Raw genomic sequence first — 6,454 nt, 5'->3', positions numbered from 1 at the left:
AGTTTATCAGGAGGAAGATTATTGAGTAGGTGGAGTGAGGTGATTGCGTGTCTGAAGCGGAAATGATGATCTTCTAGTAATTCAGAAAGCGAATTGAAGTCCAACTGTAGTTAATGTTCCAGTGTAATCTTTATCTGTATCGACAGAATCAACACCTGGTTCTATCGTGGACCAAGAATCTCCAGCATCTATTTTTGAAGCAACTTTGATGGCGTGAATACCAAGGTGAAATTCTATAAAGTTCCAAAACGGTAAGCCTATTCTTGTAAAACCTTCAATCACCGGTTTTGAAACGGATGGTTTATTCCCATATCCTGTTAATGAAGATTCCACCTTCACCTCTCCAACACCAGCACCTAGGGAAACTGCGACCACAGGGAAGGGCACATTGAAAAAAATATTATAGGAAGTGATCGTTACATCAGTGTTCAACTGAACAGTTGAAGAAACATCCATTGATTCTTCCTTGAATTTCACCTGGGTATATCCAAAGTTTGGGACAAAACCAATGGGGTGTATAATCCCTAAGGTTCCACCTGTAACTTTATCCGGCGCCACTGTATAGTCCACTGCAGTGTCCACGCTAAACCCGAAGAATTGAGCCTGGGCGATTCCCGTACCAAATCCAACGAAAAAGAGTACAGCTAAAATTTTGATTTTAGTTATCATTTTCAATTCAATATTCAGAAGCCAACTTTGATGCCAGCCGTCCAGACAGTACCTGATGGATCATTTTCATATTCAAGCCCACCACTCGAATCCTTAACATCCACCTTGTTTGCATTAATAACCTGATAGCCAACGTGGACATCAAAAAGCGGAAGTATTGGGTAGCCTAGTGTTGCAAAGAAACTTGTTGCTGCCGAATCATCTGCTGTAAGTTTAGTATTATCTTTTTTTTCACCTTCTCCTGTAACCATCCCTGCACCAACTCCCAATGCAATGTTAATCACTGGAACTGGAAGATTCACAAACACGCTAGCGATTTGATAAGTATCTTTAGAATCTAGAGAGTCGCTTGAGTAGGATACTTCATAGGACTCATATGCAATTCCCAGCGGGAGTATGAACAAACTGAGACCTACACGAGCACCTGAAATTGAATCCGGAGTGTCTGCACCTTCTTGGGATGGGCTGAAGGTCAGAGGTATGTCAGCGTGAACAGACAACAAGTCTGCTTTTGCTGGAACTGTCCACAACATCAGGGCCAGCATCAGTGGTAAAGATGTTAAGAATTTTCTCATCAATTCTCCAATTCCAAAGATACTGTCTCCGTGGTGGGATTCGTTTTCCAATCATCAAACTTTCCCATAGGTCTTGTGAAGGTGAACTCTAAGGGCTCAATGACCAGTGCATTCCAAGTTTCTTCAAGGCTGCCTGAAATTAGAGCAAATGGGCTTGCTACAATAAATATAGCACTTGAGACAACCGTTAAACCCACCCCCAAGATTCTGACTGGGACATCGACCATAATTGCTGTTGAAGAAGGGGGATCATTTCTCGTTGATGCAAAACAATTTATGTTTACAGATGCAAGAAACAGACTAATAATGAGAGTTTTACGCCATTGTAAAGCCATCATACTTTTACTCACTTTTCGTGTAACAGCCGAAAACAGGAGCATGGTCCGAGGGTTTAACTTTGGAACGATTTTCAAGATCAATGTAGCTCTGGGTAGTTTGATCAAGTAAATCCTTAGATGACAATATGTGATCAATTCTCATTCCATCATTCCTCTCAAACCCTCTGGTCCGGTAATCCCACCAACTATAATGATTAGGCTCCTTATTAAATTTTCTAAACACATCGTGCAATCCTAGAGCCAGAAGTTGTTGGAATGCCGCTCTTTCCTCTGGTCTGAAACTAACCATGTACTTCATTGCAGTTGGATCGGGCACATCAATTTCTTCAGGAGCAATATTTAAATCACCGAGGACGATTAGTTTTTCACTTGGATATTCTGACAACTCAACAGTCAACTGTTCCAGAAATTCTAATTTGTAGGTGAATTTTTCTGAAGTTACTGATTGTCCTTGGGGTAGATATACGTTGATGAACCAGATCCCTCTCAATTGAACGCTGATCAATCGACAGTTTTCAGGATCATACCCATTTCGGAAACCAACACGAATATTATCTGGGACCTCTTTGGATAAGAAGGCAACCCCGTTATAGCTTTTTTGACCACTGAATACAGAATGATATCCCGCTTGCTGAAGATCAAAAATTGGAAAATTAACATCCTCCACCTTTGTTTCCTGCAATGCCACCAAATCCGGTTGCTTTTCAGCCAACCAGTCCAATAGCAACTCCAATCGACTTCGGATCGAATTTATATTCCAGGTAACGAAGGTAAAGTTATTTTCCTTTTCAGATGTTGTATCAGTGATTTGTAGTATGTCATCTGGGAGGAGACACGAGTCGGGTTTGTAGATGACAATTTGGCTTGGTGAACCAGTTTTTCCCCACGTGCGTTCGACATTGAGGGTTCCTTTTCGCCAAGCCTCATAGAGTGCAGAGAGAGTGGATGGATTCCTTAACGTTTTTTGAACTTCTTGAACCTTTTTGGGCTCTTTTAACAAAGAATTAAGTGACTCACTCACTCTTCGCTGACTTCAGCTTTAGTTTCAGATGCATCGAGAACCTGCAAAACTGTGATATTCTCACGAATTCTCTTCTCATTTTTTTTCAAATTATCTTTGTTGGCTGTATGCTTATTTTTTCGTATGGCTTTGGTTCGTTTTTTTGGTGACATCGATACTCCTAATTTCAAGGGGTTTAGTAAATTATCCCTTAATCAGCGTTGATTGATTGGGACATAATTTCTGGCGTTTTCGCCAATGTAAATCTGTCTTGGTCTAGCAATTCTTGTTTGAGAATCTTCATGCATCTCCTTCCACTGTGCAATCCACCCTGGAATGCGTCCCAATGCGAACATCACTGTGAACATATTACTTGGAAGACCAATTGCCCGGTAGATAATACCACTGTAGAAATCAATGTTTGGATAGAGCTTTCTTTCGACAAAATAGCTGTCAGATAAAGCTCGCTCTTCAAGTCTTTTGGCAATTTCAAGTAGTGGATCTTTCACGCCGAGCTTACTTAAAATCCGGTCACAATGTTCCTTAATAATTTTGGCTCTGGGATCATAGTTTTTGTAAACTCTGTGGCCAAAACCCATCAATCTGAAGGAGTCATTTGGATCCTTGGCTCTCTTCACAAAGCTATCAATGTCTCCACCCTGCTGATGAATTTGCATAAGCATATCAAGAACTTGTTGATTGGCCCCACCATGTAATGGGCCCCATAATGCCAAAATACCTGAAGCAACAGAAGCATAGACATTGGCCTGACTTGATCCCACAACACGTACGGTCGAAGCTGAACAATTCTGTTCATGATCTGCATGTAATATCAACAATAGATCCATCGCTTTGACATGATCCTCATCAACCTCATATGGTTGAGCTGGCACTGAAAACATCATGTTTAGAAAATTAGCGCAATAGGGAAGACTGTCGAGTGGATATACGAAGGGTTGGCCAATTGATTTTTTGTATGAGAAAGCAGCAATCGTCCGAACTTTGGCCATAATTCGAGCGGAGTTGATATGTAGATCCTTAACTGATGCGCGACCGGAAGCTTCAGAATAATAAGCAGAGAGTGAAGCAACCATGGCTGAGAGCGAAACCATAGGATGAGCCGTACTCGAAAACCCATCGTAAAAATGCCTCATATCCTCATGAATCATCGAATGATTCGATAATTTTCTAGAAAACTCAGTCAACTGTGATTGATCCGGCAAATTACCATGAATCAACAGATAAGCTACTTCTATAAATGTGGATTTCTGGGCTAGTTCCTCAATACGATACCCCCTGTATCTGAGGATTCCCTTTTCACCATCAAGATATGTAATGGAGCTTGAGCATGCTCCAGTGTTTACGAACCCAGGGTCCAGAGTGATATATCCTGACTTAGCTCGTAATGAAGATATATCCAGAGCCTTTTCGTTTTCAGAGCCCGTGAGGATTGGTATCTCTAACGGTTCCTGACCAGGCAAATGAAGTTTGGCAGAATTTGTCATTAAATTTATGGGGTGTAGTCGTTGATTTGAATCGGGGTAACATCTCTATCTAAATTTCAACTCCTGAACCAGCGATCCAACATCAAAAGAATCGCCTTTTGGGCATGAAGCCTGTTTTCTGCTTGATCCAAGACGATGGATTGAGGACTGTCCAACACTTCTGAAGTAACTTCCCATCCACGTTCAGCAGGTAAACAGTGCATGATCTTCACTCCAGGAGCCGCTTTTGAAAGGATATGGGAATTGATCTGATATGGCATCAAAAGTTTTCTCCTTTCTTCAGCCTTCTCTTTTTCTCCCATGCTGGCCCAGACATCTGTGTATAAAATCTTTGCGTCCCGAACTGCTTCAACAGGATCATTGATTACCTTCACTTCTGAAACACCTTGTTTCTTGGAATACTCTACCAATTCCATATCTGGTAAGGTTGTCTCAGTCGTCCCGATAGTGAACTTAATGGGAACTCTTGAAGCAAAATTTAACCAACTGTGAACAATGTTGTTTCCATCTCCCAAGTAACAGATCGGAGTTTCTGAGAGATCTTTGAAATGTTCTTGTATGGTCATCACATCAGCCAATATTTGGCACGGATGGCAAAAATTTGTGAGCATATTGACCACAGGGACTGATGCATTCTCTCCCAATTCCTTAACAAGAGTATGCGAGTAAGTTCTAATCAAAATTCCATCAACGTACCTCGATAAGACCTTGGCTGTATCAGCAACCGATTCTCGCTCACCAAGTTTAAAGTCCTGATCAGTCAAGTTCATACTACTTCCACCCAATTGACTGATACCCACCTCAAATGAGACCCTGGTTCGAAGCGAATTCTTATGGAAAATCAGGGCATAACTCCTTCCTGCTAATTCCTTACTGTAGGAACCCATGGGACCTGCAGCTTTCAATTCTGCAGCCAGGCTTAAACAATCTAAAAGCTCTTGTTGGTTCCAATCTCGGAGACTAAGTAAATCTCTTTTCATCATGAATAATTAGGTTGTGTAGTAAGCATTCTCAGCAACATAGCCCTCCGACAAATCGCACCCCCAAACTCTTTCTGTAGATGTTCCCATTCCAAGTTCAATCTCAATGAACAATTCCTTTGCTTGAAGCATTGTCCGTAAGGCTTCAACTAGAGCCAGATCTTCAGAGTGCTCCACATCCAGACAAAATCTTGTTGAACCCTTACCAAAATAAATTTTTAAGTTCTCCAACGGAATTGGGAAATCAAAAACCTTCCCAATTGCCATGACGAATCGACCCCAATTCGGATCTGCTCCATAAATTGCAGTTTTGACCAAAGGTGAGTTAATTACTGATTTCGCAAACAGAAGTGCAGATTTTTCATTTTGGGCCCCACTGATCTTCAATTCAATCAACTTTGTGGCCCCTTCTCCGTCTTGGACAATCTTCTTCGCCAAATCGCAACAAAGGTCAATGAGAGCAACTTGAAAGTCTTTTCGATCAGTTTTCTTATGACCTGCACTCAATAAAACAACGGTATCGCTTGTTGAGGTATCTGTATCGATCGAAATTCGGTTGAAACTCTGATTCACTGCTTGATCAAGTGCCGTCCTTAATTCATTCGACTGCAAGTCTCCATCGGTGACAATGTATGAGAGCATTGTAGCCATATTTGGTTCAACCATCCCCGCACCTTTTGCAATACCGAGAATTTTCGTTCCATCTTCGAGAACAACATGAGCAAATTTTGGATGATGATCCGTAGTCATAATGGCTTTGGCAAATCGCTCACTATATGGAACCTCTTCACCAAGTTGGCTAGCCAATATCTTACAACCAGTTCTGATTTTTGTTGTATCAAGTGGGCGTCCAATTACACCCGTTGAAGAGGGCAAAATCATTCCAGGTGAAATATTCAATTCCTCCCCCAGCCAACGACAAGTATTTCGAGATGCCTCTATGCCAGCAGTTCCCGTTGCAACATTTGCGTTCTTGGAGTTCACGACAATCGCCTGAAGTTTTCCATCAGCGACATGTTCCCGGCCCACAATCACAGGGGCACCTGGAAAATTGTTTTTGGTGAACACTGCAGCAGCAGCACATGGACTATTCGCAACGATTCCACCAAAATCGAGACTCTCGTTTTTCAGGCCAATATTCACCCCACCAAAACGAAAACCTGTAACCGGAATCAATTCATGTGAAATTTTCATTTTGAAGCGGGTGCGGGGATATCTGGTAAACCAAGACATTTTGGAAGCGTGATCGACCCATCAGCCTGCTGCCCATTTTCAATGAGAGCAATCAATGTTCTGGAAACCGCGATAGCAGTGCCATTGAGCATATGAACAAATTGATTCTTCCCATCAGAATCCTTGAACCGAATGTTTAATCTCCGAGCTTGGT

General features: G+C 41.8%; 8 protein-coding genes. All 8 read right to left on the bottom strand.

Going from position 1 to position 6,454, the window contains the following annotated elements; translation table 11 throughout:
* Window positions 1-81: 81 nt before the first annotated feature.
* Window positions 82-669, bottom strand: a complete 588-nt coding sequence (locus tag P8O70_20265; protein MDG2199176.1) for a hypothetical protein — start codon at window positions 667-669, stop codon at window positions 82-84.
* 14 nt (window positions 670-683) lie between these two features.
* On the bottom strand, window positions 684-1,244 hold the full coding sequence (locus tag P8O70_20260) for a hypothetical protein (protein MDG2199175.1): 561 nt from the start codon (window positions 1,242-1,244) through the stop codon (window positions 684-686).
* A gap of 342 nt (window positions 1,245-1,586) precedes the next feature.
* Complete coding sequence (xth, locus tag P8O70_20255; GenBank protein MDG2199174.1) at window positions 1,587-2,603, bottom strand: exodeoxyribonuclease III; 1,017 nt, start codon at window positions 2,601-2,603, stop codon at window positions 1,587-1,589.
* Window positions 2,600-2,755: a hypothetical protein gene (locus tag P8O70_20250; protein ID MDG2199173.1), complete on the bottom strand. Its 156-nt coding sequence runs from the start codon at window positions 2,753-2,755 to the stop codon at window positions 2,600-2,602. Before P8O70_20250 ends, xth begins: the two co-directional genes overlap by 4 nt.
* A 42-nt stretch (window positions 2,756-2,797) precedes the next feature.
* Complete coding sequence (locus P8O70_20245) at window positions 2,798-4,087, bottom strand: citrate synthase (protein MDG2199172.1); 1,290 nt, start codon at window positions 4,085-4,087, stop codon at window positions 2,798-2,800.
* 56 nt (window positions 4,088-4,143) lie between these two features.
* Entirely contained in the window at window positions 4,144-5,070 is a 927-nt protein-coding gene (argF, locus tag P8O70_20240; protein MDG2199171.1) for an ornithine carbamoyltransferase, read from the bottom strand.
* Window positions 5,071-5,076: 6 nt separating this feature from the next.
* Window positions 5,077-6,261 (bottom strand): bifunctional glutamate N-acetyltransferase/amino-acid acetyltransferase ArgJ, encoded by a 1,185-nt coding sequence (argJ, locus tag P8O70_20235; protein ID MDG2199170.1) that lies wholly within the window; start codon window positions 6,259-6,261, stop codon window positions 5,077-5,079.
* Window positions 6,258-6,454 (bottom strand): serine--tRNA ligase (locus tag P8O70_20230; GenBank protein ID MDG2199169.1); only part of this gene is annotated, 197 nt, incomplete at its 5' end. The genes P8O70_20230 and argJ, both read right to left, overlap by 4 nt.

This window comes from SAR324 cluster bacterium (assembly GCA_029245725.1).
GTDB lineage: Bacteria > SAR324 > SAR324 > SAR324 > NAC60-12 > JCVI-SCAAA005.
Note: the sequence above shows the minus strand (reverse complement) of the source record. Positions and strands in the feature narration are given on the sequence as shown.